We start from the raw sequence: 25876 nt of genomic DNA on the forward strand, positions 1-25876 counted from the left end.
CCTGGGTCAGTTCGCCGCCGCGGTCTGCGCGGCGCCGATGGATGCGGTGACATTGGTGACGAGCGACTTGACCGACTGGGCCGTCGCGTCGAAGACGGGAGCGGGATAGACGCCGAAGAAGATGACCAGCACAACCAGCGGATAGATGATCGCCTTCTCGCGTGTCGACAGGTCGAGCAGGCCCTTGAGGCTGTCCTTGGTCAGCGCGCCGAAGATCACCCGGCGGTAGAGCCAAAGCGCGTAGGCGGCCGACAGGATGACGCCGGTGGCAGCGAAGAACGCCACCCAGGTATTGACCCGGAACACGCCGAGCATGGTCAGGAACTCGCCGACGAAGCCTGACGTGCCCGGCAGGCCGACATTGGCCATGGTGAAGATCAGGAACACGGTGGCGTATTTCGGCATGTTGTTGACCAGGCCGCCATAGGCGGCGATCTCACGCGTGTGCATGCGGTCATAGATGACGCCGACGCACAGGAACAGCGCGCCCGAGACCAGGCCGTGGCTGAGCATCTGGAAGATCGCGCCCTGCACGCCTTCCTGGTTCATGGCGAAGATGCCCATGGTCACGAAGCCCATATGGGCGACCGACGAATAGGCGATCAGCTTCTTCATGTCCTCCTGCATCAGCGCCACCAGCGAGGTGTAGATGATGGCGACGACCGAAAGTGCGAAGACCAGCGGCGCGAACATCTCGGAGGCCAGCGGGAACATCGGCAAGGAGAACCGCAGGAAGCCGTATCCGCCCATCTTCAACAGAATGGCGGCCAGGATCACCGAACCGGCTGTCGGCGCCTCGACATGCGCATCCGGCAGCCAGGTATGCACCGGCCACATCGGCATCTTCACCGCGAAGGAGGCGAAGAAGGCGAGCCACAGCCATGTCTGCATGTTGGCGGGGAAATTGTGCGTCAACAGCGTCGGGATATCGGTCGTGCCGGACTGGTAGAACATCGCCATGATGGCGAGCAGCATCAGCACCGAGCCGGCGAGCGTGTAGAGGAAGAACTTGAAGGAGGCATAGACGCGGCGCTTGCCGCCCCAGACGCCGATGATGATGAACATCGGGATCAGGCCGGCTTCGAAGAAGACGTAGAACAGCACGATGTCGAGCGCGCAGAACACGCCGATCATCAGCGTCTCGAGCAGCAGGAAGGCGATCATGTAGGCCTTGACGCGCTTTTCGATCGCTTCCCACGACGCCAGGATGCAGAGCGGCATCAGGAATGTCGTCAGGATGACGAACAGCATCGAAATGCCGTCCACGCCCATATGATAGGAGATGCCGGAATCGAGCCAGGCGACCTTCTCGACGAACTGGAAGCCGGCTTGCGAATTGTCGAAGCCGGTCCAGATGAACAGCGAGATGATGAAGGTGAACGTCGTCGTCAGCAGCGCGATGGCGCGGATGTTGCGGCGTGCGTTTTCGCTGTCGTCGTTGATGAACAGGATGAGCAGCACACCAACCAGCGGCAGGAAGGTGACCAGCGAGAGAATTGGCCAGGCGGTCATCAGAGCATCATCCAGGTGACGAATGCGGCAACGCCGATCAGCATGGCGAAGGCATAGTGATAGAGATAGCCGGTCTGCAACTTGACGACGCGGTTGGTGACATCGACGACGCGTGCCGAAATGCCGTCAGGCCCGAGACCGTCGATGACGGTGCCGTCGCCGGTCTTCCACAGGAAGGAACCGAGGCGTTTGGCCGGCCGCACGAACAGGAAGTCATAGAGCTCGTCGAAATACCATTTGTTGAGCAGGAAAGCATAGAGCCCGCGATGCTGGGCGGCCAGATTGACCGGCATTTCCGGCGAGCGGATGTAGAACTTCCACGCCAGCGCCAGGCCGATCAGCATGGCGATGAACGGCGACAGCTCGACCCATAGCGGCAGTTCGTGAATGTCGTGCAGGATGTGATTGTCCGGCAGCGTGAACAGCGACGCCTTCCAGAATTCGGCATAGCCTTCGCCAATGAAGGCACCGTGGAAGATGATGCCGGCAAACAGCGCGCCCGCCGCCAGCACGAACAGCGGCACCAGCATCACCGGCGGCGATTCATGGACATGGTGCATCACCTCATGGCTCGCCCGCGGCCTGCCGTGGAAGGTCATGAAGATCAGCCGCCAGGAATAGAAGGAGGTGAAGCCGGCGGCGATCACCAGCAGCACGAAGGCGAGGCCCGCCACGGAATTATGCCCGGCAAAGGCCGTCTCGATGATGGCATCCTTGGAGAAGAACCCGGCGGTGCCGATGACGGTGACCGGAATGCCGACGCCGGTCAGCGCCAGGGTGCCGATTACCATCATCCAGTAGGTCGTCGGGATCAGCGTCCTCAGGCCGCCCATCTTGCGCATGTCCTGCTCGTCGGAAACCGCATGGATGACCGAGCCCGAGCCGAGGAACAGCAGCGCCTTGAAGAAGGCATGCGTGAACAGGTGGAAGATCGCCGCACCATAGGCGCCGACGCCGAGCGCCACGAACATGTAGCCAAGTTGCGAGCAGGTCGAATAGGCGATGACGCGCTTGATGTCGTTCTGGACCAGGCCGACGGTCGCCGCGAAGAAGGCGGTGAAGGCGCCGATGAAGGTCACCACCGTCAGCGCCGAATGCGACAGCTCGAACAGCGGCGACAGCCGCGCCAGCATGAACACGCCGGCCGTCACCATTGTGGCGGCATGGATGAGCGCCGAGACCGGCGTCGGACCTTCCATGGCGTCCGGCAGCCAGGTGTGCAGCGGCACCTGCGCCGACTTGCCCATGGCACCCATGAACAGCAGCAGGCAGACGATCGTCATCGCTGCCTGCCTGTCCAGCGCATAACCGAGGAAGGTCAGCACCGCAGCACCTTGCGGGGCGCCTTCAGCCGGGATGAACGTCGCCGCATTGGCGAAGATGGTGCCGAGATTGACCGAGCCGAACAGCACGAACACGCCGAAGATGCCGAGCGCGAAGCCGAAATCGCCGACGCGGTTGACGACGAAGGCCTTGATGGCCGCGGCGTTGGCCGAGGGCTTCTTGTACCAGAAGCCGATCAGCAGGTAGGACGCCAGGCCCACCCCTTCCCAACCGAAGAACATCTGCACGAGGTTGTCGGCCGTCACCAGCATCAGCATGGCGAAGGTGAACAGCGACAGATAGGCAAAGAAACGCGGCCGGTTCGGATCGTGGTGCATGTAGCCGATCGAGTAGATATGGACCAGCGCCGACACGGTGTTGACCACCACCAGCATGACCACCGTCAGAGTGTCGATCCTGAGCGCCCAGGACGCCTCCAGTCCGCCGGACTGGATCCAGCGCAGCACCGGCACGGTGAACACCTCGCCATGGCCGAAGCCGACGGTGAAGAAAGCAACCCACGACAGCACCGCCGCGATCACCAGGAAGCCGGAGGTGATGTATTCGGACGCCTTGGCGCCGAGCGACGTGCCGAACAGGCCGACGATCAGGAAGCCGAGCAGCGGAAGGAAGACGATGGCCTGGTACATGGTGGTTCCGTCAACCCTTCATCATGTTCACGTCTTCGACCGCGATCGAGCCGCGGTTGCGGAAGAAGACGACGAGAATGGCAAGTCCGATGGCGGCCTCCGCCGCTGCGACCGTCAGCACGAACAGCGCGAACACCTGGCCGACGAGGTCGCCGAGAGCCGCCGAAAAGGCGACGAAATTGATGTTGACCGCAAGCAGGATCAACTCGACCGACATCAGGATGACGATCACGTTCTTACGGTTCAGGAAGATGCCGAACACGCCGAGCGTGAAAAGGATCGCCGATACGGTCAGATAATGTGCGATGCCGACGACCATCTCAGACTCCTTCGCCCGACTTGACCTTGCGGATTTCCATGCCCGTCGCCGCCGTGCGGGCGACCTGGGCTGCGATCGACTGCCGCTTGACCCCTTCCTTGTGGCGCAGCGTCAAAACGATGGCACCGATCATGGCCACCAGCAGCACGAGGCCCGAGATCTGGAAGTAGTAGAGGTAGTCCGTATAGAGGATGTCGCCGAGCGCTGCCGTATTCGAGCGCGCCGCGAGATCGGGAATCGGCTTCGATACCGTCGAGGCGAGCTGCGGCGCGAAGGTATAGCCGCCGAGCACCACGATCAGTTCCGCCGCCAGGATCAGCCCCACCAGAGCGCCGATCGGCGCATATTGCAGAGCGCCCTCCTTCATCTCGGCGAAGTCGACGTCGAGCATCATGACGACGAACAGGAACAGCACCATGACAGCGCCGACATAGACGACGAGCAGGATCATCGCCAGGAACTCGGCGCCTGTCAGCATGAACAGGCCGGCGGCGTTGAAGAAGGTCAGGATCAGGAACAGCACCGAATGCACGGGGTTGCGCGACGAAATGACCATGAACGCCGACGCCACGGCGACAAAGGCGAAGAGGTAGAAAAAGGCCGCCTCTAGTCCACTCAGCATTGGGGTTCCCCCGGGTTCCTGTCCAAACAGGACGTTCGTCCTGTTTGTTGTCTGTGGCTTCGTTCCGCCTCCGGTGCGAAGCCGCGTTGTCCTAGCCCATGTTCCAACCGGGTTGAAAGACCCGGCGCAAAGAAACATGGGCAACTCTGAAGTCCTGAGGGATGACCTTGCCTGAAATGCTTCGGGTCATCCCCGGACAAGGGCCCTCGCCCCTGTCCATGCGATATCAGCGGTACGGTGCGTCCAGCGAGATGTTGCGCGCCAGTTCGCGCTCCCACCGGTCGCCATTCGCCAGCAGCCTGTCCTTGTCGTAGTAGAGTTCCTCGCGCGTCTCGGTCGCGAATTCGAAATTCGGCCCCTCGACGATGGCGTCGACCGGGCAGGCTTCCTGGCAGAAGCCGCAATAGATGCACTTCACCATATCGATGTCGTAGCGCACGGTACGGCGCGTGCCGTCGTTGCGGCGCGGGCCGGCCTCGATGGTGATGGCCTGCGCCGGACAGATCGCCTCGCACAATTTGCAGGCGATGCAGCGTTCCTCGCCATTGGGATAACGGCGCAAGGCATGCTCGCCCCGGAAGCGTGGGCTCACCGGCCCTTTCTCGTGCGGATAATTGATCGTCTCCTTCGGCGCGAAGAACTGGCGCATCGACAAGAAGAAGGCGCTGACGAAATCCTTCAGCAGCAGCGATTTGGCGGCCTGGGACAGAGCGGACATCACGCAAACCCCGTGATCTTGAGGAAGGCGGCGGTCAGCACCACCATGAACAGCGAGATCGGCAGGAACACCTTCCAGCCAAGCCGCATCAGCTGGTCGTAGCGGTAACGCGGCACGAACGCTTTCACCATGGAGAACATGAAGAACATCAGGCAGATCTTGAGCACGAACCAGATCACCCCCGGCACCCAGGTGAAGGGCGCGAAGTCGAACGGCGGCAGCCAGCCGCCGAGGAACAGGATGGTGGCCAGCGCGCACATCAGCACGACGGCGACATATTCGCCGAGGAAGAACAGCAGGAACGGCGTCGACGAATATTCGACCATGTGGCCGGCGACCAGTTCCGATTCGGCTTCGACGAGGTCGAAAGGCGGGCGATTCGTCTCGGCTAGCGCCGAGATGAAGAAGATGACGAACATCGGCAACAGCGACAGCCAGTGCCAGTCGAGGAAGGTGTTGGGCAGGCCGAGCCTGGTGCCGAGCCCATCCTGCTGCGACAGCACGATGTCGGACAGGTTGAGCGAGCCGACGCAGAGCAGCACGGTGACGATGACGAAGCCGATCGAGACCTCGTAGGACACCATTTGTGCTGCCGAACGCAGCGCCCCGAGGAACGGATATTTCGAATTGGACGCCCAGCCGCCCATGATCACGCCATAGACCTCGAGCGAGGAGATGGCGAACACATAGAGGATACCGACATTGACGTTGGCGACGGCCCAACCCTGGCTGACCGGAATGACCGCCCAGGCCGAGATCGCCAGAACCGCCGATACCAACGGCGCCAAAAGGAACACGCCCTTGTTGGCGCCGGACGGGATCACCGGCTCCTTGAAGACGAACTTCAACAGGTCGGCGAAAGCCTGCAGCGTGCCCCAGGGGCCGACGACGTTCGGGCCGCGGCGAAGTTGCACCGCCGCCCAGATCTTGCGGTCGGCATAGAGCAGGTAGGCGACGGCGATGAGAAGCACGACGATCAGCACGACCGACTTCAACACGATGATCAGCGCCGGCAGCACGTACAAGGAGAAGAAGGTGTCCATGCTTATTCCGCCGCCTGCTTGAAGCCGCTCTTGGCCAGCGCAGAGCACTCCGCCATCACGGCAGAGGCCCGCGCGATCGGGTTGGTCAGGTAGAAGTCCTGGACCGGCGACGTGAACGTGCCCTTGTTCAGCCGTCCACCAAGCTTCGCCACATTGGCGATATCCTCGGCATTGCCCGCAGCAACCTGGTCGATGCGGGCAAGATGCGGGTATTCGCCGTAGAGTTTAGCGCGCAGCTGCGGCAGCGAATCGAACGGCAACTTCTTGCCCAGTACATCCGACAATGCCCTGACGATGGCCCAATCCTCGCGCGCGTCGCCCGGCGCGAAGCCGGCGCGGTTGGTCTGCTGCACGCGCCCTTCCGTGTTGACATAGGTGCCCGACTTCTCGGTGTAGGCAGCGCCCGGCAGGATGACGTTGGCGCGGTGCGCGCCGGCATCGCCATGGGTGCCCACATAGACCACGAAAGCGCCGCCGGTCTTTGCCATGTCGATCTCGTCGGCGCCCAGCAAGAACAGCACGTCCGTCTCGCCCAGCATGCCGGCGACGTTCCTGCCGCCCTCGCTCGGCACGAAGCCAAGGTCGAGGCCGCCGACGCGTCCAGCCGCATTGTGCAGCACGGCAAAGCCGTTCCAGTCCGCGCGCGCGGCGTTCACGGCCATGGCGAGCTTCGCTGCCTGGCCGAGCACCGCCGCGCCATCGGGGCGTGCCAGCGCGCCCTGGCCGACGATGATGAGCGGATGCGTGGCCTTCTTCAGCACCTGGAAGAACTTGCCATCGCCGTCGGCCAGATCCTTGAGCGATTCCGGTCCTGCGCCCAGCAGTTCGTAATCATAGCGTGTATCCCCGACATCGCCGATGACGCCGACCGGCAGATTGCCGACCCGCCAGCGCTTGCGGATGCGGGCGTTGAGCACCGAGGCTTCGAAGCGCGGATTGGCGCCGATGATCAGCACCGCGTCCGCCTGTTCGATGCCTTCGATGGTGGGGTTGAAAATGTAGCTTGCCCGGCCAAGCGCCGGGTCGAGCGCGGCGCCGTCCTGGCGGCAATCCATGTTCTTCGAACCAAGTGCGGCCATCAGGAGCTTCAGTGCGTAGATTTCCTCGACCGCGGCAAGATCGCCCGCTATGGCGCCGATCTTCTCGGGCGTAGTCTTCGACACGGCGTCCTTGATTGCCGCGAAGGCCTCGGCCCAGCTCGCCGGAGCCAACTTACCGTCCTTGCGTACATAGGGCCGGTCGAGGCGCTGCGTGCGCAGGCCGTCCCAGATGAAGCGGGTTTTGTCGGAGATCCATTCCTCGTTCACAGCCTCGTTGACGCGCGGCAGGATGCGCATCACCTCGCGGCCGCGGCTGTCGACGCGGATCGCCGAGCCGACGGCATCCATGACGTCGATGGATTCGGTCTTGGTCAGTTCCCACGGCCGTGCCTGGAAGGCGAAAGGCTTGGAGGTCAGCGCGCCGACGGGGCACAGGTCGATGACATTGCCCTGCAGCTCCGAGGTCATCGCCTGCTCGAGATAGGTGGTGATCTCGGCATCCTCGCCGCGGCCGATCAGGCCGAGTTCGGAAATGCCGGCAACCTCGGTGGTGAAGCGAACGCAGCGCGTGCAGTGGATGCAGCGGTTCATCACCGTCTTGACTAGCGGGCCGATATACTTGTCTTCGACCGCGCGCTTGTTCTCGTGATAGCGCGAGGAATCAACGCCGAAGGCCATCGCCTGGTCCTGCAGGTCGCATTCGCCGCCCTGGTCGCAGATCGGGCAATCCAGCGGATGGTTGATCAGCAGGAATTCCATCACGCCTTCCCTGGCCTTCTTGACCATCGGCGTGTTGGTGAAGATTTCCGGCGCTTCTCCGTTCGGACCGGGACGCAGGTCGCGCACGCCCATGGCGCAGGACGCTTGCGGCTTGGGCGGCCCGCCCTTCACCTCGATCAGGCACATGCGGCAATTGCCGGCGATCGACAACCGCTCGTGGAAGCAGAAGCGCGGCACTTCCGCGCCCGCGTCCTCTGCCGCCTGCAGCAGCGTGTAATGGTCGGGTACAGTGATTTCTTTCCCGTCGACCTTGAGCTTTGCCATTCGCCTCAAACCTCTGCGGATTTCCCGCAATCTCATTTCCCGGGCGCGACAGACGCGGCGCCCGGCATTTCACTCACTTCTTCGCGGCCAGCACAGCCGCCTGGGCAATCCAGTCGTCGCGCACGATACGGCCGTTGAACGACAGGTAGTCGTCGACCCAGGCGATCTCTTCGGGTGACCAGTCGGCGATCTGGCGGAACGTCCAGACGCCGAGCCCGTTGAGCACCGTCTCCAGCTTCGGGCCGATGCCCGATATCTTCTTGAGATCCGAAGGCTTCGCCGGCCTGTCCACAGCCTTGGGCTGCCTGAAATCCTCGGGCAGCAGCACATCCGGAAGCTCGTCCGCTGACCGCCCCGCCTGTGCCGCCGGCACCGTGGTGGCGGCCTCCCTGGCGGCAATGTCGGTGACTTCCTGCGCGAAGGACTGCGCCTCCGCAATCAGGGTCTTGGCCGTCGCCCGCGCTCTGGTGGATGAAAGGCTCGCATCCTCGAATTGTTCGACGCGCGCCTCGAAATCCTCGATGAGCGGCTGCATGAGGCGTTGCGACGCCTCGGCTGCGCCCGACAGCGCGCCCAACCAGACGCCGAAAGCGTGGTTGGCGAGCCCAAGTCCCAGAGCCGACATCGCCGCCGCGCCCGCGACAGGGTGCGCCAGAAGGTTGACGGCGCCGGCCATCTCCTTCGGCATCATCCTGGTCAGGTCCTGGTTCATCTTCTCGATCTGGTCCAAATTGGGCATCAACGGGTGGGGTGTCGAATACGGCGCCATAGAATTCTCCTGGTCGTTTCTTCGTTCGCCCCGCCCCGTTCTTCTCGCTCCGGGCTATCGCCCATTCAATGCTTCTCTATTCCGCCGCCACCAACACCGGCTCGGCCCGGTGCGCGTTGCGCGAAAATTCGTCGATGCGCCGCTCCACCTCGCCGCGGAAGTGCCGCATCAGGCCCTGGATCGGCCAAGCGGCCGCGTCGCCCAGCGCGCAGATCGTGTGGCCTTCGACCTGCTTGGTCACGTCGAGCAGCATGTCGATCTCGCGCTTCTGCGCCTCGCCGCGCACCAGCCGCTCCATCACCCGCCACATCCAGCCGGTGCCTTCACGGCACGGCGTGCATTGGCCGCAGCTCTCATGCTTGTAGAAGTAGGACAGCCGCGCGATGGCTTTGACGACATCGGTCGACTTGTCCATGACGATGACGGCCGCCGTGCCGAGGCCGGATTTGAGGTCGCGCAGCGCGTCGAAATCCATCGGCGTATCGATGATCTGCTCGGCCGGCACCAGCGGCACCGAGGCGCCGCCAGGAATGACCGCCAGAAGATTGTCCCAGCCGCCACGGATGCCGCCGCAATGCGTCTCGATCAGCTCGCGGAATGGGATCGACATCGCCTCTTCGACGGTGCACGGATTGTTGACGTGGCCGGAGACGCAGAACAGCTTGGTGCCGACGTTGTTGGGCCGGCCGAAGGATGAGAACCAGGCCGCGCCCCGGCGCAGGATCGTCGGCGCCACCGCGATCGATTCGACGTTGTTGACGGTGGTCGGGCAGCCATAAAGGCCGACATTGGCCGGAAATGGTGGCTTCAGCCTGGGCTGGCCCTTCTTTCCCTCGAGGCTTTCGAGCAGCGCCGTCTCCTCGCCGCAGATATAAGCCCCGGCGCCATGGTGCATATAGACGTCGAAATCGTAGCCTGAAGTGTTGCCCTTGCCGATCAGCTTGGCCTCATAGGCCTCGTCGATGGCACGCTGCAGCGCCTCGCGCTCGCGGATGAACTCGCCGCGCACATAGATATAGGCCGCGACCGCGCCCATGGCGAAGCCGGCGAGCAAGGCGCCTTCGACCAGCGTGTGCGGATCGTTGCGCAGAATGTCGCGGTCCTTGCAGGTACCGGGCTCGGATTCGTCGGCATTGATGACGAGATAGCTCGGCCGGCCGTCACTCTGCTTGGGCATGAACGACCATTTCAAGCCGGTCGGGAAACCGGCGCCGCCGCGGCCGCGCAGGCCCGACGCCTTCATCTCGTTGACGATCCACTCGCGCCCCTTGGCGACGATGCCGGGCGTGTTGTCCCAGGCGCCGCGCGCCATTGCGCCGGCCAGCGACTTGTCGAAGAGGCCGTAGATGTTGGTGAAGATGCGGTCTTTGTCCTGAAGCATTGTTCGTCCCTCAGACCGGCTTCTTGCCGAAGACGCGGATATATTCGGCGACGCCGCCCTTGGCGAGCGCCTTGGCCTGCTTGACCCAGTCGTCTCGCTCGATGCGGCCGCGGAAGGAGAGATAGCTGTCCACCCACTCCCGTTCGGCCTTCTTCCAAGACGCAACCTGGGCGAAGGTGAAGATGCCGAGCGAATGCAGGATGCTCTCGGTCCTCGGGCCGACGCCGGAGATCAGCTTGAGATCGTCGACCAGCGCCGGCCTGGCGATGCCGGCCGGCCGGTTCTTGTCTTCCAACGAAGGCTTGGCCGCTTTGGCGGGAAGCTTGGTTTCCGGCGACTTGAACGCGGAAGCCGGCTCAGCCTTGTTCAGGGGGCCGCTGCGCGGCTTCAAAACTTTCTCGACCTCGGGCGCCGCCTTGTTGGCGTTTGTCGCCGAGTGGCGGGGAGCCGCGACGCTCGCCGCTTTTTCCGTTGCCGACGCGACCTTGGCCGGCGACGGCGTTTTCAGCGCCGGGCTGGTTTCAGCCGCATCGGTTTTCGGCTTGCTGGCATTGGACGGCGCGACAGGGGTGGCGGCCGGCGTTGGCACCGGCGCCGCGATGATCGCGTCGGGTGCCGCCTTGGCGGCCTTGGCGGCTTCCCTGGCCTCCCTGTCACGGGTCGACTTGAGGATCGCCTTCTCGCTTTTCAGCGTCGTGAGGCCGGCGGCCGGCTCCGAGCCGGTGCGGCCGTTCTGCGGCCCCGGCGTCACCGAGGCCCCCTTGCCCGCATCGTAGAGATCAATGATTTCGGCCAGCCGTTCCGGCGTCAGGTCTTCGAACGTGTCCTTGAAGATCATGACCATCGGCGCGTTGACGCAGGCGCCGAGGCATTCGACCTCTTCCCACGACAGCGTTCCCTTGTCGTTGGTGTGGAACTGGTCATGGTGGATCTTGGAGCGGCACACGTCCATCAGCGCTTCCGAGCCGCGCAGCATGCAGGGCGTGGTGCCGCAAACCTGGATGTGCGCCCGCGTGCCGACAGGATTCAGCTGGTACTGCGTGTAGAAGGTCGCGACCTCGAGCCCGCGGATGCGCGGCATGCCGAGCATGTCCGAAATCGTCTCGATCGCCGCCTTGGTGACCCAGCCTTCCTGCTCCTGCGCCAGCATCAGCAGTGGAATGATCGCAGACTGTTCCCGGCCCTTCGGGTACTTCTTGATCCATTGCTTGGCCGCGGCCGCGTTCGCCCGGTTGAAGGCGAAGGATGCTGGCTGGACGCTGGCTTCTGCGAGACGACGGACTGACATTTAGCGATCGACCTCACCAAACACGATGTCGAGGGAGCCGAGGACGGCGGTGACGTCGGCCAGCATGTGACCGCGGCACAGGAAATCCATGGCCTGGAGATGCGCGAAACCGGGCGCGCGCAGCTTGCAGCGATAAGGCTTGTTGGTGCCGTCGGAGACCAGATAGACGCCGAACTCGCCCTTGGGCGCCTCGACCGCCGCATAGACCTCGCCGGCCGGCACGCGGTAGCCCTCGGTGTAGAGCTTGAAGTGGTGGATCAGCGCTTCCATCGAGCGCTTCATCGCCTGGCGCTTTGGCGGCACGACCTTGCCGTCGAGGTTCGACACCGGCCCGGCGCTTTCCTTGCCGAGCAGGAGATCGATGCACTGGCGCATGATCTTCGCCGACTGGCGCATCTCTTCCATGCGCACGAGGTAGCGGTCGAAACAGTCGCCGTTCTTGCCGATCGGAATATCGAAATCGAGCTCCGAATAGCATTCATAGGGCTGCGATCTGCGCAGGTCCCAGGCAGCGCCCGAGCCACGCACCATGACGCCGGAAAAGCCCCAGGCCCAGGCGTCGGCCAGCGAAACCGTGCCGATATCGACATTGCGCTGCTTGAAGATGCGATTGCCGGTCAGCAACTGATCGAGGTCGTCGATCGACTTCAGGAACGGATCGATCCACTTGCCGATGTCCTCGAGCAGCTTCTGCGGCAGGTCCTGGTGAACGCCGCCCGGACGGAAATAGGCGGCATGCATGCGCGAACCCGAGGCGCGCTCATAGAACACCATCAGCTTTTCGCGCTCGACGAAGCCCCACAGAGGCGGCGTCAGCGCGCCGACGTCCAGCGCCTGCGTCGTCACATTGAGGATGTGCGACATGATGCGGCCGATCTCGCAGTAGAGCACGCGGATCAGCTGACCGCGCTTCGGCACCTCGATGCCGAGCAGGCGCTCGGCGGCCAGTGCGAAGGCATGCTCCTGGTTCATCGGCGCGCAATAGTCGAGCCGGTCGAGATAAGGCACTGCCTGCAGGTAGGTTTTGTGCTCGATCAGCTTTTCGGTGCCGCGATGCAAGAGCCCGATATGCGGATCGACACGATCGACCACTTCGCCGTCCAACTCCAGAACCAATCTCAAAACACCATGCGCGGCAGGGTGTTGCGGTCCGAAGTTGATGTTAAAATTGCGGACGGAGGTTTCAGCCATTACTGCTTTGCCTTCTCATCCCCTGGCAGCACGTAATCGGTGCCTTCCCACGGGGACAGAAAATCGAAATTGCGGAATTCCTGCTTCAGTTCCACCGGCTCGTAGATGACGCGCTTGGCCTCGTCGTCGTAACGCACCTCGACGAAGCCGGTCAGCGGGAAATCCTTGCGCAGCGGGTGACCGTCGAAACCGTAATCGGTGAGGATGCGCCGCAGATCCGGGTGACCCGAAAACAGCACGCCATAGAGATCGTAGGTCTCGCGCTCGAACCAGTCGGCGCCGGGATAGACGCCGGTGATCGACGGCACCATCGTCTCCTCGTCGGCCTGCACCTTGATGCGGATACGCACGTTCTGCTTCGGCGACAACAGGTGATAGACGACGTCGAAGCGCTTGGCCCGTGACGGATAATCGGCGCCGCAGACATCGATGACCGAGATGAATTGGCAGCGCGGATCGTCGCGCAGGAAAGTCACCACTTCGATCAGATCGCGCGGCTCGACATGGATGGTGAGTTCGCCATAGGCGAACACTGCTTCATTGACGCGGCCAATCAATTTTTCGCCGAGATAGGTCGACAGTTCGCTCAGGGATGCGGCCATGGATTTACCGTTCGATCGTGCCGGTGCGGCGGATCTTCTTCTGGAGCAGAAGAATGCCATAGAGCAGCGCTTCGGCGCTCGGCGGACAGCCGGGCACATAGATGTCGACCGGCACGATGCGGTCGCAGCCGCGCACCACCGAATAGGAATAGTGGTAATAGCCGCCGCCATTGGCGCAGGAGCCCATCGAGATGACGTAGCGCGGCTCCGGCATCTGGTCGTAGACCTTGCGCAGCGCCGGGGCCATCTTGTTGGTCAGCGTGCCGGCAACGATCATGATGTCGGACTGGCGCGGAGACGCGCGAGGAGCAACACCGAACCGCTCCGAATCGTAGCGCGGCATCGAGGTGTGGATCATCTCGACGGCGCAGCAGGCGAGGCCGAAGGTCATGAACATCAGCGAGCCGCTGCGCGCCCAGGTGATCAGCGCCTCGGTCGAGGTGACGAGAAAGCCCTTGTCGGCGAGTTCGTTGTTGATTTCGAGGAAGAACGGATCATCGGACCCAACCGGCCTGCCGGTATTGGGATCGATCAGACCCTTGGGCTTCGGCGCGACGAGCGTGCCGGAACTGTCGCTCAATCCCATTCGAGCGCTCCTTTTTTCCATTCATAGGCAAAGCCGATGGTCAGCACCGCCAAAAACACCATCATCGACCAGAAACCGAGCATGCCGATCTTCGAGAACGACACCGCCCACGGAAACAGGAAGGCCACTTCCAGGTCGAAGATGATGAACAGGATCGACACCAGGTAGAAGCGGATGTCGAACTTCATACGGGCGTCATCGAAGGAGTTGAACCCGCATTCGTAGGCGGAAAGCTTTTCCGGGTCGGGATTGCGGTAGGCCACCAGGAACGGCGCCACGATAAGCGCGACGCCGACAGCCGCCGCCACTGCGATAAACAGGACGATGGGCAGGTACGAACTGAGAAGTGCGTTCATGCTGCGGCTTTCCGTTGGCGCCAATCCATTTTGATTACAGCACCAGACCCCATTGCGGAAGCGTGACAGTTTAACCGCTGAACCGTTTTAAGGGGCCTTTGCTGCAACGCGGCGAGGGTTAGCGCAGCGCTTCCGGCGAAGCAAGTCAAACCTTGTTCAAAACACTGGCCTGGACGGCATAAGGGAAGAAACTGGTCCGATCCGCTCCTGTCTGATTTCCTTCGCTTTTTACTCCACTTTTCTCTCCTGACAGAGTTGCCGCCAAAACCCTGCTAGCATGGCCGGAATCAACTGTCCGAACGACGCTCAACAAGCCATCAGAGTCGCATCCGAATGAAGGAAAAGATCTCGCTTGCCACGGCCCGGCGTATCGCGCTCGCCGCCCAAGGGTTCACTGATCCCCGCCCCGCCGGCACGCCCGACCGACGCCACTTCGCCCGCGTGCTCTCGCGTACCGGCCTGCTGCAGATCGATTCCGTCAGCGCGGTGGTGCGCGCTCACTACATGCCGCTCTATTCGCGCCTTGGTCCCTACCCGTTCGCCTTGCTCGACAACGCCGCCGTCACGCGCAAGCGCACGGTTTTCGAATACTGGGCGCACGAGGCTTCCTTCCTGCCGGTCGAGACCTATCCCCTGATGCGTTGGCGCATGCAGCGCGCCGAGCGTGGCGATGAAATGTATCTGGGCCTGGCCAAATGGGGCCGTGAGCACGCCGCCTATATAGAAGAGATCTACCGCGAGGTCGCGGAGCGCGGCCCGATCGCCGCTTCCGCGCTCGAAGGCCAGAAAGGATCCGGCGGCTGGTGGGGCTGGAGCCACGCCAAGCATGCCTTCGAATGGCTGTTCTGGGCAGGACGCATCACCACCGCGCACCGCCGTGGCTTCGAACGCTTCTATGATTTGCCCGAGCGCGTACTGCCGCGGGCGATCCTCGATCTGCCGGTGCCGTCTGCCGAGGACGCGCATCGGGAATTGCTGCGGATATCCGCCCGCGCTCATGGCGTCGCGACAGCAAGCGACCTGCGCGACTATTTCCGCCTGTCGCCGGCCGACATGAAGGGCCGGCTGGAGGAGCTGGTTGAAACAGGCGAGCTGGTGCCGGTGCGTGTCGAGGGCTGGGACAAACCGGCTTACCTCCATAAGGAGGCCCGTATTCCACGAAAAATCGAGGCCCGCGCCTTGCTGGCGCCGTTCGATCCGGTCGTTTTCGAGCGCTCGCGCACGGAGCGGCTGTTCGATTTCCACTACCGCATAGAAATCTACACCCCTGCCGAAAAACGGCAATACGGCTATTACGTCCTGCCGTTCCTGCTCGGCGACAGGATCGTGGCGCGCGTCGACCTCAAGGCCGACCGGCCGGCCAGCGTGCTACGCGTCCACGCGGCCTATGCCGAGCCCAGCGCGCCGCCTGAAACCGCCGCGCAACTCTTCCAGGAATTGACGCAGATGCAGGGCTGGCTCGGCCTCGAACGGATCGAGGTTACGCCCGCCGGCGACCTTGGGCAGCCGCTCGCCGACATTGCCGTGTCGTAGACGCGCGTTGACACCGCCGCCTGCAAGAGCCTAAATCCATTCCAGACGGTCTCCTCTCGGCAAAGGGAGGAGCCAAGAGGGAATGCGGTGCGAAATCTCGATTTCAAATCCGCGGCTGTCCCCGCAACTGTAAGCGACGAGCCAAGGCCGAAAACCACTGGGACGGTCCCGGGAAGGCGGCACGAAGGCGATGACCCGCGAGCCAGGAGACCTGCCGTCTGAGACATAAGAATCCGATCGCCCGGCGGGTTTTCCGGGCAAGGAGCCCGATTTGGAACGCGACAGCAGTTTCCCGGCTGAAACAGCGGACATTTTGTCTGGCGATAGCGACTTGTCTGGCGATAGCGACGCCTTGGCCGGCGTCACTGTTATCATCTGCGCTTCCTGCCGCGACGAGACCGGTTCCGATGCCCATCCCCGCGCCGGCGAAGTTTTGGCTCAAGATACGCGCCAAGCCGCAACGGCCGACAATGTCCGTGTCCGCACCGTCGAATGCCTCGGCAACTGCAAGCGCCGTCTCAGTGCGGCGATTCTTCGCGACGGCTGCTGGAGTTATGTCTTCGGCGACCTGAACATCGCCAGCGGCGCCGATCTCGTCACCGGCGCGAAACTCTTCGCCGCTTCGACCAACGGCCTCATTCCGTGGCGTGGTCGCCCGGATTCCCTCAAGCGCGGCCTCGTCGCCCGCATTCCTCCCCTCGACATGCTGAAGGACTGATCATGACCGCCGCAGTTTCCGCCGCCACTCTCTCCCGCGTCCCCTGTACCGTGGTCACCGGCTTCCTGGGTGCCGGCAAGACCACGCTGGTCCGCCATCTCCTGGAGAACGCGGGCGGCAAGCGGATCGCCATCATCGTCAACGAATTCGGCGACATCGGAATCGACGGCGAGATCCTCAAGGGCTGCGGCATCGACACCTGCCCGGAGGAAAACGTCGTCGAACTGGCCAATGGCTGCATCTGCTGCACCGTCGCCGACGATTTCGTCCCGGCGCTCGACCAGATCCTGTCGCTGACGCCGAAGGTCGACCACATCCTGATCGAGACCTCAGGCTTGGCTCTGCCCAAGCCGCTGGTCCAGGCCTTCCAGTGGCCGACAGTGAAGAGCCGGGTGACAGTCGACGGCGTAATCGCCGTGGTCGACGGTCCGGCATTGGCCGAGGGGCGCGTCGCCAACGACATGGACGCCCTGCAGGCGCAACGCGCGCAGGACCAGACACTGGACCACGACCACCCCGTCGAGGAGGTGTTCGAGGACCAGATCGCCTGCGCCGACCTCATCATCCTGTCGAAGAGCGACCTGATGGATGCCGCAGGTTCGGCTCGCGCCAACGCCATCATTGGCGAACACTCCGCCCGCGCCGTGAAGGTCGTGCCGACGGCTCATGGCAAGGTCGATCCGTCCGTGCTGCTCGGGCTAGGCCTCGCCGTCGAGGACGACATCGAGAACCGCAAGTCCCATCATGACGGCGCCTTCGACCACGAGCACGACGACTTCGATACGTTCATCGTCGACATCCCCTCGATCGCCAACCCGGACGACCTGGCAAAGCGCGTCGCGACCGCCGCCGAACAGGAGAACGTGCTGCGGGTGAAAGGCTTCGTCGAGGTCGGCGGCAAGCCGATGCGGCTGTTGCTGCAGGCGGTCGGTCCGCGCGTCAATCATTATTATGACCGCGCCTGGACGGCTGACGACGACCGCCGCTCGCGCCTGGTCGTCATCGGCCTCAAGGGGCTGAACCGCCCGGCGATCGAGCATATCCTCGCCGGCTGAGGCAACACCGACCGCGATGCACATCCTCACCACCACATCCGCCTCGCTCGACGATCTCGCCGAGCCGGTCGATCTGCGGCAGACGCCGGCGGAAATGGTGGCGCTGTCCTTTACGGACAGCGACCTGGCCGGACTGGCAGCGGCCTGGAAAGGCGACGCCGATCGGCTGCCCACGATGCGGCTGGCCGCGCTGCGCGACCTGCGCCACCCCATGTCCGTCGACCTCTGGATCGACAGCGTCGCCCGTCACGCCAAAGTCATTCTGGTGCGTATTCTCGGCGGTTACGAGTGGTGGCGCTACGGCTGCGACCAGTTGGCCGCGGTTGCCCGCGAGCGCGGCATAAAGCTGGCGCTGCTGCCCGGCGAGAGCCATGACGAGGATATCAGGCTGATCGAAGCCTCGACGCTGCCGCGCGAGGAAATGGACGGGCTGCTCAATTATTTCCGCCAGGGCGGCCCGGCCAATATGAGCGCGCTGGTGCGCAGGCTGGCGCGGTTGGCGGGGTCTGATGCCGAATTTGCCGAACCGGTTAGCGTGCCGAAAGCCGGGTTTTATGAGCCGGGGCGCGGAGTCGTGGAGAAGCCGGACTTATCGAATGTCGGCATTCCGTCACACCCCCCTCTGTCATACCGGACATCTCGCCTGCGAGGGGGGAGATCAGCTGTCATCAAAGCCGGCTCCTCTTTTGTTGCGTCAGAAAAGGATGTGTTTGCACCATCTGAAAGGGGCAAGAACGTCGATGACGGGGCAATCTCCCCCCTTGCGGGGGAGATGTCCGGCAGGACAGAGGGGGGTGTGACGGGACTCGACGTTGACAACATCAATGCTCGCACCATTCCCGTCCTCTTCTACCGCTCGATGCTGCTCGCCGCCGATGTCGCGCCGATCGACGCGCTTTTCGAGGCGCTACGGCAGCGCGACATGCTCCCCGTCCCCATCTTCGTCTCCAGCCTGAAAGACCCGGAATCTCTGGCTTTTGTTGAAACCGCGATTGCCCAGCTCAAGCCCGCCGCCATCATCACCGCGACCGCTTTCGCGTCCGGCGCCGAACCCGGCGTCGAAACCCTGTTCGACCGCGCCGGCGTTCCCGTCTTCCAGGTCATCGTCGCCACCACCCGCCGCGACGTATGGGAGAAGAACCAGCGCGGGCTGGCGCCCGCCGACCTCGCCATGCATGTCGTTCTGCCCGAACTGGACGGCCGCATCCTCGCCGGCGCCGTTTCGTTCAAGGGCGAAAGCGAGACCGACCCGGCGCTCGGCCACCGCGCCTTTGCCAACCGGCCGGAACCCGATCGCGTCGAACAGGTGGCGGACCGGGTCGCGGCCTTCATCAGGCTTCGGGAGACGCCCCGCGCGGAGCGCAAGCTCGCTATCCTGATCCCTGATTACCCAAGCGCTCCCGGCCGCACCGGCTATGCGGTCGGGTTGGACGTGCCGTCCAGCGTGCTGGCGATGCTGCACGACCTCAAGGAACAGGGCTATGCGGTTGAAGGGATCCCGCAATCGCCGCGTGCGTTGCTGGATTTGCTGAAGTCCGGCAAGGCCGGGCTGGGGCTGGATGAGTACCTTGCCCTCTCAACGGAATTGCCGGGCGCAGCAATTGCTGCCGTAGAAGCAGCTTGGGGCAAAGCCGAAGGCGAGACAGGTTTGCGCGAGGCACCCCCCTCTGTCCTGCCGGACATCTTCCCCGCAAGGGGGGAGATTACGCCGTCATCTCTGTCTTCGCCAATCTCCAACGTTGCAAGAGTAGCTCCAGCGTCGAAACTGCCAATCTCCCCCCTTGCGGGGAAGATGTCCGGCAGGACAGAGGGGGGTGTTCAAGCGCTGCCCGCCGCCAAATTCCCCTTCCGCGCCGCGACCTTCGGCAATATCACCGTGGCGCTGGCTCCAGACCGCGGCCGCTCGGCCGACCGCCGCGCCGACTACCACGACCCGACGCTGCCGCCGCGCCATGCGTTGCTCGCCTTCGGCCTGTGGCTGCGCAAATTGCTCGGCGTCCATGCGCTCATCCATGTTGGCGCGCATGGCACGCTGGAATGGCTGCCGGGCAAGACGGTTGCGCTTTCGCAAAGCTGCTTCCCCGAGATCGTCACCGGTCCCCTGCCCGTCATCTATCCCTTTATCGTCTCCAATCCCGGCGAGGCGGCGCAGGCGAAGCGGCGGATCGCCGCCGTCACGCTCGGCCATCTGCCGCCGCCGCTCACCGGCGCCGGATTGGACAAGAACCAGCACAGGCTCGAACGGCTGGTCGACGAATACGCCCAGGCTGACGGTCTCGACCGCCGCCGCCGCGACCGTCTGGCCAGTCTGATCGTCGAAACCGCGCAGACGACGGGCCTCGCCGCGGAGGCCGGCGTTGCCCGCACCGACGCGCCGGACGAGGCCCTGCGCCGCATCGATGCCTGGCTCTGCGACCTGAAGGATTTCGCTATCAAGGATGGGCTGCATGTCTACGGCCGCGCGCCCGACGAAGAGCCCGACCTTATGCGCCGGCAAAGCGCCGAGGCCGAAAAGGCCGCCCTTCTTGCCGCGCTCGACGGTCGTCATGTCACCGCGGGCCCGGCCGGCGCGCCCGCGCGCGGGCGTTCCGACGTTCTGCCCACCGGCCGCAACCTGTTCACGTCGGACCCGCGCGCCATGCCGACGCCGACGGCTTACGACATCGGCAAGGCTGCCGCCGAGGAAGTGGTGCGCACCTATATGCAATCGCATGGCGACTGGCCGCGCTCGCTGATCATCGACCTTTGGGGTTCGGCGTCTTTGCGCACCGGCGGCGAGGAGATCGCGCAGGGGCTTTCGCTGATGGGCTGCCGCCCGCAATGGGATGCCGCCACAGGTCGCGTCACCGGCATCGAGGTGTTGGCACCGGCAGCGCTTGGCCGCCCGCGCGTCGACGTCACCTGGCGCATATCGGGCCTGTTCCGCGACATGTTCCCGACCCAGATCGCGCTGATCGATGCCGCTGCCAACGCCGTTGCCGCGCGCGACGAGGACGATTCGGAAAATCCGCTCGCCGCAAGGACCCGCGCCGAGGGCAAGATCAGCCCGCGCATCTTTGGCACCTCGCCTGGCACTTACGGCGCTGGCGTCGAGGAAATCCTGTCGAGCGGCGACTGGGCGGCGCGCGAGGAAATCGGCCGCGCCTATCTCGATGCCACATCGCATGCCTATGGCGGCGCCGGCGGTGAAGGGATCGCCGCGCCCGGCGCTTTCGAGAACCGCATCGCCGAGGCCGATCTTCTCGTCCACACCGGCGACGATCCCGGCCGCGACATCCTCGAAGGCTCCGCCGATGTCGCCTTTATCGGCGGCTTTTCGGCCGCCCTTGCAGCGCTTGGCAGGAATGCCGACGTTATCGTGCTGGACACGACGGACCCGCAGAGGCCGAAGCCGCGTTCACTTAGTGAGGCTGTGACGCGCGTCGTGCGCGCCCGCGCTGTCAACGCCCGCTTCATAGCGGGCCAGATGCGCCACGGCCCTCGCGGCGCCTCGGAATTCGCCGAAACCGTCGACCGGCTGGTTGGCTTCGCCGAAACCACGCAGGCCATACCGGGCGCGCTGATAGACGCCGTGCACGATGCCTATCTCGGCGATGCGGACGTCCGCGCCTTCATCCTGCGCGAAAACCCGGCCGCCGCGAAAGCCATTGCCGAACGCCTCCTGTCGGCGCGACGGCGGGGCCTCTGGCATCCCTTGCGCAATTCGATCGACGACGACCTCGCGGCACTGATTGCCGAGGCACGGGAGTTGGCGGCATGAACGCCTACTCCCGCCGCGGCGCCTGCCCGGCCCTTTCGGCGCCGATGCAGACCGGCGACGGCCTGCTGGTGCGGCTCAACCCGGTCGCCGGAGGCCCATCTTCTGGCGGATTGTCGCCGAAGCTTCTGATCGGGCTGGCAGAATCCGCCCTGCGGCACGGCAACGGCATCATGGAAGTGACAGCGCGCGGCAGCTTGCAAATACGCGGATTGACCACGCAAAGTGCAACCCTGCTGGCGAAGGAAGTCGATGCGCTGGGCATTGTGGTCCGCACTGGCGTACCAGTGGAGACCGGACCACTGGCCGGCATCGATCCGCAGGAGATCGCCGACCCCAGGCCGCTGGCTGATCGGATCAGGGAAGCGGTCGAGGACGCCGGGCTGACGCAGCGGCTCGGGCCGAAGGTTTCGGTCGTTGTCGACGGTGGCGGGCAACTCACGATGGATGCTGTGACGGCCGACGTGCGGCTGAAGGCGGCGAGCACCGAGGCGGGAATCCGCTGGCGGGTGTCGGTTGCCGGTGACGGGCGGAATGCGAAAGTGTTGGCAAAGGTCAACGCGCATGCCGCTAGAGACATAGCCGTCGCAGCGCTTAGGATGGTGGCTGAAAAAGGCCGCGAAGCGCACACACGGGATTTATCGGAGAGGCAAATAGCGTCTCTCGCAAGTTGGCATTCTACGGCGCCCCCCTCTGTCCTGCCGGACATCTCCCCCACAAGGGGGGAGATTGCTCATTCACGCTCGCCTTTGCCAATTTCCTGGGATGCAGAAGGAGAGCCGGCGCCCGAACCGCCAATCTCCCCCCTTGTGGGGGAGATGTCCGGCAGGACAGAGGGGGGCGCCGTAGAGCACCCTCGCTCGCCGATTGGCGTTTTCGACTTGAACACTGGCCACGCCCTCGGCATCGGTCTCCCCTACGGCAGCATGCCCACCGAAAGGCTCATCGCCCTCGCTCAAAGCGCCGTCACTCTCGGCACGTCAGAAATCCGCCTCGCCCCGGGCCGCGCCCTGCTCTTCCTCGGCCAGCCACCAGCCGCCAATCCTTCCCTCCAGCAAACAGCCGCCACCCTCGGCTTCGTCACCGCCCCCACCGACCCGCGCACGCGCATCGCTGCTTGTCCCGGCGCGCCGGCTTGCGCCTCGGGTCGCATCGCCACGCGCGACATTGCCGAGGCGATCGCCACCGAAAACGCCGATAGTCTTGACTTCACCTTGCATGTTTCTGGCTGCGCCAAGGGTTGCGCGCATCCCGGCCCAGCGGCGCTGACCGTGGTCGGCGGCGAAAATGGAGCCGGACTTGTCGTGAACGCGACGGCAAAGGCCCTTCCTGCCGGTTACAGGCCGGGCTATGACGCCGCGCGCGGCATCGGCCGCGTCGCGGCGGCAATCCGCAGCGCACGCTATCAGGGCGAGACCGCCGCCGCCTGCCTGACGAGGCTGGGGCCGGCCGGCATCGCAGAGGCTTATCGACAGGAATGACAATGGTCGCCTACGACTACATCCACGACGGCACGGCGATCTACGAACGCTCCTTTGCCATCATCCGCGCCGAGGCTGATCTCGCGCGCTTTTCCGAAGCAGAGGCCGATGTCGCGGTCCGCATGATCCATGCCTGCGGCCAAGTGGAAGCCGCCAAGAATTTTGTCTTCTCCAGCGATTTCGTTTCCGCCGCACGGGCCGCGCTTGCCGCCGGCGCGCCGATCTTCTGCGACGCCGAAATGGTCTCGCACGGCGTCACCCGCGCCCGTCTGCCTGCCGGCAACGAGGTGATCTGCACCTTGCGCGACCCGCGCACGCATGAAATCGCCAGGACGATCGGCAACACACGTTCTGCCGCCGCGATCGACCTGTGGGGCGAGCGCATCGCCGGTTCGGTGGTGGCCATCGGCAATGCGCCGACCGCACTCTTCTATCTTCTGGAGAAGCTGCGCGACGGTGCGCCGAAACCGGCCGCCATCATCGGCATGCCGGTGGGCTTCGTTGGTGCCGCCGAATCGAAGGACGCGCTGGCGCAGAATTCCTACGGCGTACCCTATGCAATCGTGCGCGGCAGGCTTGGCGGCAGCGCCATGACCGCGGCAGCCCTCAATTCTCTCGCGAGGCCCGGCCTGTGAACGCGCTCCCCAAAACCGGCTCGAGGGGCCGCCTGGTCGGCGTCGGTACCGGTCCCGGCGACCCGGAACTGTTGACGCTGAAGGCCGCGCGTGCGCTGGCCGAGGCCGATGTGGTGGCGTATTTCGCCAAGCGCGGCAACAACAGCAATGCGCGCGCCATCGTCGAAACGCGCTTCCGGCCCGACATGCTGGAACTGCCGTTGCTCTATCCCGTGACCACGGAGATCGACAAGGATCACGACGATTACCGCGCGCAGATATCGGCCTTCTACGAGGAGTCCGCCGAGACCGTTGCCGGTCATCTGGATGCCGGTAGGATGGTCGCCGTGCTGTCGGAAGGCGATCCGCTCTTCTATGGCTCCTACATGCATCTGCATGTGCGCCTCGCCCATCGTTTTCCGACCGAGGTCATTCCCGGCGTTACCGCCATGTCGGGCTGCTGGTCGGCGACCGGCCTGCCGATCGTCCAGGGCGACGACGTGCTGACCGTGCTGCCGGGCACGATGAGCGAGTTCGAACTGACCCGGCGCCTCGCCGACACCGATGCCGCCGTTATCATGAAGGTCGGCCGCAACCTGCCCAAAATCCGGCGGGCGCTGGAGGCCACCGGCAAGCTGACACGCGCCGTCTATGTCGAGCGCGGCACCATGCCGGGCAGCGTCTCGATGCGGCTCACCGACAAGCCGGACGACAAGGCGCCCTATTTCGCCATTGTGCTCGTTGCCGGCTGGTCCGGACGCCCTGTCGCGTCGGCGGGTGGCGCATGAGCGGCCGCCTCACTGTCATCGGGCTCGGACCTGGCAACGCCGATCAGGTGACGCCGCAGGCGAGCCACGCCGTCGCCGAGGCAAGCTTCTTCTACGGCTACAAGCCCTATCTCGACCGGCTGGAATTGCGCCCGGACCAGACCCGCATCGCCTCCGACAATCGCGAAGAGCTTGCCCGCTCCAACGAGGCGCTGGCGAAGGCGGCCGAAGGTCACAATGTCGCCGTCGTCTCCGGGGGCGATCCAGGCGTCTTCGCCATGGCGGCGGCCGTCTGCGAGGCGATCGAAGCCGGCCCCTCCGAATGGCGCGCCATCGACCTCGCAATCGTGCCTGGCGTCACCGCCATGCTCGCTGTCGCTGCCCGCATCGGGGCACCGCTCGGCCATGATTTCTGCGCCATCTCGCTGTCCGACAATCTGAAGCCATGGGACCTGATCGAACTGCGCCTGCTGGCGGCCGCCGGCGCCGGCTTCGTCATCGCGCTTTACAATCCCATCAGCAAGGCGCGCCCCTGGCAGCTTGGCCGCGCCTTCGAATGTCTGAAAGCCATTCTGCCGGGCACCACGCCCGTCATCTTCGGCCGCGCCGCAGGCCGGCCTGACGAGCGCATCGAGGTGTTCCTGCTGGCGGATGCCGATGCCGACAAGGCGGACATGGCAACCTGCATCATCATCGGTTCGCCGGAAACCCGGATCATTAGGCGCGGTAACAGGCCGGCGCTGGTCTACACGCCGCGCTCCGCGGCAGGCTCGACAAGATGATCGACCATGTCGGCAAGCTGATCAACGGTCGCAGCCGAAGGAACCTCCGGCAGCACAGGCCTGCGCACCATGACGACGTCGAGGCCAAGCGCCCGCGCCGCGGCGATCTTGCCATAAGTCGCCGCGCCGCCGCTGTTCTTGGATACGACGATGTCGATGCCGTGCCGCTGGAGCAGCGTGTGTTCCTCCGCCTCGCGAAACGGCCCGCGCGCCAGGAGATAGGTGGCATCGGGCACTGCCAGCTTCGGCTCGACCGGATCGACGCTGCGGATGAGATAGTGGTGCTGGGGCGCGGCTTCGAAAGCCGCGACCTCCTGCCGGCCGAGAGCCAGGAATACACGGCGCGGCGCCGGTCCAAGCGCCTGCACGGCATCGCCTGTCGTATAGACCTGCGTCCAGCGATCGCCCTCGACAGGCTCCCAGCCGGGACGGCGCAGAGCGACGATCGGCACCCCAGCCATGCGCGCGGCCTGCGCCGCATTGGCGGAAATTCGCGCCGCGTAGGGATGCGTGGCGTCGATCAGCAGCTCGATGCTTGTCTCCTTGAGATAGGCGGCCAGACCATCGGCGCCGCCAAACCCTCCACTGCGTACCGGCACGCCCTGCGTCACCGGGCTTTCGGTGCGGCCCGCCAGCGACAGCATCACCGAGTAACCGGCTGCCAGTTTTCCAGCCAGTTGCCGGGCTTCGGTGGTTCCGCCGAGGATCAGAATGCGGTGGGTCAT

The 25876-nt window shown here is 64.4% G+C and carries 22 protein-coding genes, 1 pseudogene and 1 riboswitch; of the genes and pseudogenes, 8 read left to right on the plus strand and 15 right to left on the minus strand.

The window, feature by feature from the left end; translation table 11 throughout:
- Positions 1–6 precede the first annotated feature (6 nt).
- The 14 genes from FJ443_RS14640 to FJ443_RS14705 all read right to left on the minus strand — a co-directional run bounded on the left by FJ443_RS14640 (position 7) and on the right by FJ443_RS14705 (position 14444).
- A complete protein-coding gene (locus FJ443_RS14640; RefSeq protein WP_140521140.1) occupies positions 7–1512 on the minus strand; it encodes an NADH-quinone oxidoreductase subunit M in 1506 nt (501 codons plus the stop codon).
- Positions 1512–3485: an NADH-quinone oxidoreductase subunit L gene (gene nuoL, locus FJ443_RS14645; RefSeq protein ID WP_140664611.1), complete on the minus strand. Its 1974-nt coding sequence runs from the start codon at positions 3483–3485 to the stop codon at positions 1512–1514. The genes FJ443_RS14640 and nuoL overlap by 1 nt, the downstream gene beginning before the upstream one ends.
- A gap of 10 nt (positions 3486–3495) precedes the next feature.
- Positions 3496–3804 carry an NADH-quinone oxidoreductase subunit NuoK gene (nuoK, locus tag FJ443_RS14650; RefSeq protein ID WP_019858930.1) on the minus strand — a complete coding sequence of 103 codons (309 nt, stop codon included), beginning with the start codon at positions 3802–3804 and terminating at the stop codon, positions 3496–3498.
- 1 nt (position 3805) lies between these two features.
- The gene (locus tag FJ443_RS14655) at positions 3806–4426 is read right to left on the minus strand and encodes an NADH-quinone oxidoreductase subunit J (RefSeq protein WP_140495585.1); all 621 of its coding nucleotides are present in this window, start codon (positions 4424–4426) and stop codon (positions 3806–3808) included.
- A 226-nt stretch (positions 4427–4652) separates the two neighbouring features.
- Positions 4653–5144, minus strand: a complete 492-nt coding sequence (nuoI, locus tag FJ443_RS14660; RefSeq protein WP_140495584.1) for an NADH-quinone oxidoreductase subunit NuoI — start codon at positions 5142–5144, stop codon at positions 4653–4655.
- Positions 5144–6187 (minus strand): NADH-quinone oxidoreductase subunit NuoH, encoded by a 1044-nt coding sequence (nuoH, locus tag FJ443_RS14665; RefSeq protein WP_140664614.1) that lies wholly within the window; start codon positions 6185–6187, stop codon positions 5144–5146. Before nuoH ends, nuoI begins: the two co-directional genes overlap by 1 nt.
- Before the next feature lie 2 nt (positions 6188–6189).
- Positions 6190–8271: an NADH-quinone oxidoreductase subunit NuoG gene (gene nuoG, locus FJ443_RS14670; protein ID WP_140664617.1), complete on the minus strand. Its 2082-nt coding sequence runs from the start codon at positions 8269–8271 to the stop codon at positions 6190–6192.
- A gap of 73 nt (positions 8272–8344) precedes the next feature.
- Positions 8345–9040: an NADH-ubiquinone dehydrogenase gene (locus FJ443_RS14675; RefSeq protein ID WP_140664620.1), complete on the minus strand. Its 696-nt coding sequence runs from the start codon at positions 9038–9040 to the stop codon at positions 8345–8347.
- A 76-nt stretch (positions 9041–9116) separates the two neighbouring features.
- The gene (nuoF, locus tag FJ443_RS14680; RefSeq protein ID WP_140521143.1) at positions 9117–10421 is read right to left on the minus strand and encodes an NADH-quinone oxidoreductase subunit NuoF; all 1305 of its coding nucleotides are present in this window, start codon (positions 10419–10421) and stop codon (positions 9117–9119) included.
- A gap of 10 nt (positions 10422–10431) precedes the next feature.
- Positions 10432–11709: an NADH-quinone oxidoreductase subunit E gene (locus tag FJ443_RS14685; RefSeq protein ID WP_140495579.1), complete on the minus strand. Its 1278-nt coding sequence runs from the start codon at positions 11707–11709 to the stop codon at positions 10432–10434.
- Positions 11710–12900 carry an NADH-quinone oxidoreductase subunit D gene (locus tag FJ443_RS14690; protein ID WP_140495578.1) on the minus strand — a complete coding sequence of 397 codons (1191 nt, stop codon included), beginning with the start codon at positions 12898–12900 and terminating at the stop codon, positions 11710–11712.
- Positions 12900–13502: an NADH-quinone oxidoreductase subunit C gene (locus tag FJ443_RS14695; protein WP_140495577.1), complete on the minus strand. Its 603-nt coding sequence runs from the start codon at positions 13500–13502 to the stop codon at positions 12900–12902. The genes FJ443_RS14690 and FJ443_RS14695 overlap by 1 nt, the downstream gene beginning before the upstream one ends.
- A gap of 4 nt (positions 13503–13506) precedes the next feature.
- Positions 13507–14088, minus strand: coding sequence for an NADH-quinone oxidoreductase subunit B (locus FJ443_RS14700; RefSeq protein ID WP_140495576.1), 582 nt, complete (start codon positions 14086–14088; stop codon positions 13507–13509).
- Complete coding sequence (locus FJ443_RS14705) at positions 14079–14444, minus strand: NADH-quinone oxidoreductase subunit A (protein WP_140495575.1); 366 nt, start codon at positions 14442–14444, stop codon at positions 14079–14081. The genes FJ443_RS14700 and FJ443_RS14705 overlap by 10 nt, the downstream gene beginning before the upstream one ends.
- Before the next feature lie 333 nt (positions 14445–14777).
- Between FJ443_RS14705 and FJ443_RS14710 the strand changes: the two genes are divergently transcribed.
- The 8 genes and pseudogenes from FJ443_RS14710 (at position 14778) to FJ443_RS14745 (ending at position 25151) form a co-directional block, all read left to right on the plus strand.
- A complete protein-coding gene (locus tag FJ443_RS14710; protein ID WP_140664623.1) occupies positions 14778–15977 on the plus strand; it encodes a winged helix-turn-helix domain-containing protein in 1200 nt (399 codons plus the stop codon).
- Between the two features lie 29 nt (positions 15978–16006).
- Positions 16007–16211, plus strand: a riboswitch (cobalamin riboswitch).
- Between the two features lie 37 nt (positions 16212–16248).
- Positions 16249–16695 carry a DUF1636 family protein gene (locus FJ443_RS14715; RefSeq protein ID WP_140495573.1) on the plus strand — a complete coding sequence of 149 codons (447 nt, stop codon included), beginning with the start codon at positions 16249–16251 and terminating at the stop codon, positions 16693–16695.
- A gap of 2 nt (positions 16696–16697) precedes the next feature.
- Positions 16698–17750: a cobalamin biosynthesis protein CobW gene (gene cobW, locus FJ443_RS14720; RefSeq protein ID WP_140664626.1), complete on the plus strand. Its 1053-nt coding sequence runs from the start codon at positions 16698–16700 to the stop codon at positions 17748–17750.
- Positions 17751–17766: 16 nt separating this feature from the next.
- Positions 17767–21510, plus strand: coding sequence for a cobaltochelatase subunit CobN (locus FJ443_RS14725; protein WP_140664630.1), 3744 nt, complete (start codon positions 17767–17769; stop codon positions 21508–21510).
- Positions 21507–23067 (plus strand): annotated as a pseudogene (gene cobG, locus FJ443_RS14730) (precorrin-3B synthase). The gene FJ443_RS14725 and the pseudogene cobG overlap by 4 nt, the downstream one beginning before the upstream one ends.
- Entirely contained in the window at positions 22991–23623 is a 633-nt protein-coding gene (locus FJ443_RS14735; protein ID WP_140495569.1) for a precorrin-8X methylmutase, read from the plus strand. The pseudogene cobG and the gene FJ443_RS14735 overlap by 77 nt, the downstream one beginning before the upstream one ends.
- Complete coding sequence (locus FJ443_RS14740; RefSeq protein WP_140521148.1) at positions 23620–24390, plus strand: precorrin-2 C(20)-methyltransferase; 771 nt, start codon at positions 23620–23622, stop codon at positions 24388–24390. The genes FJ443_RS14735 and FJ443_RS14740 overlap by 4 nt, the downstream gene beginning before the upstream one ends.
- Entirely contained in the window at positions 24387–25151 is a 765-nt protein-coding gene (locus tag FJ443_RS14745) for a precorrin-3B C(17)-methyltransferase (protein WP_140521149.1), read from the plus strand. Before FJ443_RS14740 ends, FJ443_RS14745 begins: the two co-directional genes overlap by 4 nt.
- Here the strand turns inward: FJ443_RS14745 and FJ443_RS14750 are convergent.
- Positions 25115–25876, minus strand: coding sequence for a cobalt-precorrin-6A reductase (locus FJ443_RS14750; protein WP_140648767.1), 762 nt, complete (start codon positions 25874–25876; stop codon positions 25115–25117). The two genes, FJ443_RS14745 and FJ443_RS14750, sit on opposite strands and share 37 nt — an antisense overlap.

The organism is Mesorhizobium sp. B2-6-1, assembly GCF_006440475.1.
Classification (GTDB): domain Bacteria; phylum Pseudomonadota; class Alphaproteobacteria; order Rhizobiales; family Rhizobiaceae; genus Mesorhizobium.

What these genes read in the sequence shown, in the direction of transcription:
- nuoF (WP_140521143.1), bottom strand. Translation starts at nt 10,421, where the DNA reads ATGCTTCAGGACAAAGACCGCATCTTCACCAACATCTACGGCCTCTTC.
- FJ443_RS14745 (WP_140521149.1), top strand. Translation starts at nt 24,387, where the DNA reads ATGAGCGGCCGCCTCACTGTCATCGGGCTCGGACCTGGCAACGCCGAT.
- FJ443_RS14655 (WP_140495585.1), bottom strand. Translation starts at nt 4,426, where the DNA reads ATGCTGAGTGGACTAGAGGCGGCCTTTTTCTACCTCTTCGCCTTTGTC.
- FJ443_RS14685 (WP_140495579.1), bottom strand. Translation starts at nt 11,709, where the DNA reads ATGTCAGTCCGTCGTCTCGCAGAAGCCAGCGTCCAGCCAGCATCCTTC.
- FJ443_RS14735 (WP_140495569.1), top strand. Translation starts at nt 22,991, where the DNA reads ATGGTCGCCTACGACTACATCCACGACGGCACGGCGATCTACGAACGC.
- cobW (WP_140664626.1), top strand. Translation starts at nt 16,698, where the DNA reads ATGACCGCCGCAGTTTCCGCCGCCACTCTCTCCCGCGTCCCCTGTACC.
- nuoL (WP_140664611.1), bottom strand. Translation starts at nt 3,485, where the DNA reads ATGTACCAGGCCATCGTCTTCCTTCCGCTGCTCGGCTTCCTGATCGTC.
- FJ443_RS14750 (WP_140648767.1), bottom strand. Translation starts at nt 25,876, where the DNA reads ATGACCCACCGCATTCTGATCCTCGGCGGAACCACCGAAGCCCGGCAA.
- FJ443_RS14705 (WP_140495575.1), bottom strand. Translation starts at nt 14,444, where the DNA reads ATGAACGCACTTCTCAGTTCGTACCTGCCCATCGTCCTGTTTATCGCA.
- nuoG (WP_140664617.1), bottom strand. Translation starts at nt 8,271, where the DNA reads ATGGCAAAGCTCAAGGTCGACGGGAAAGAAATCACTGTACCCGACCAT.
- nuoK (WP_019858930.1), bottom strand. Translation starts at nt 3,804, where the DNA reads ATGGTCGTCGGCATCGCACATTATCTGACCGTATCGGCGATCCTTTTC.
- FJ443_RS14695 (WP_140495577.1), bottom strand. Translation starts at nt 13,502, where the DNA reads ATGGCCGCATCCCTGAGCGAACTGTCGACCTATCTCGGCGAAAAATTG.
- FJ443_RS14640 (WP_140521140.1), bottom strand. Translation starts at nt 1,512, where the DNA reads ATGACCGCCTGGCCAATTCTCTCGCTGGTCACCTTCCTGCCGCTGGTT.
- FJ443_RS14710 (WP_140664623.1), top strand. Translation starts at nt 14,778, where the DNA reads ATGAAGGAAAAGATCTCGCTTGCCACGGCCCGGCGTATCGCGCTCGCC.
- FJ443_RS14675 (WP_140664620.1), bottom strand. Translation starts at nt 9,040, where the DNA reads ATGGCGCCGTATTCGACACCCCACCCGTTGATGCCCAATTTGGACCAG.
- FJ443_RS14700 (WP_140495576.1), bottom strand. Translation starts at nt 14,088, where the DNA reads ATGGGATTGAGCGACAGTTCCGGCACGCTCGTCGCGCCGAAGCCCAAG.
- FJ443_RS14690 (WP_140495578.1), bottom strand. Translation starts at nt 12,900, where the DNA reads ATGGCTGAAACCTCCGTCCGCAATTTTAACATCAACTTCGGACCGCAA.
- nuoI (WP_140495584.1), bottom strand. Translation starts at nt 5,144, where the DNA reads ATGTCCGCTCTGTCCCAGGCCGCCAAATCGCTGCTGCTGAAGGATTTC.
- nuoH (WP_140664614.1), bottom strand. Translation starts at nt 6,187, where the DNA reads ATGGACACCTTCTTCTCCTTGTACGTGCTGCCGGCGCTGATCATCGTG.
- FJ443_RS14725 (WP_140664630.1), top strand. Translation starts at nt 17,767, where the DNA reads ATGCACATCCTCACCACCACATCCGCCTCGCTCGACGATCTCGCCGAG.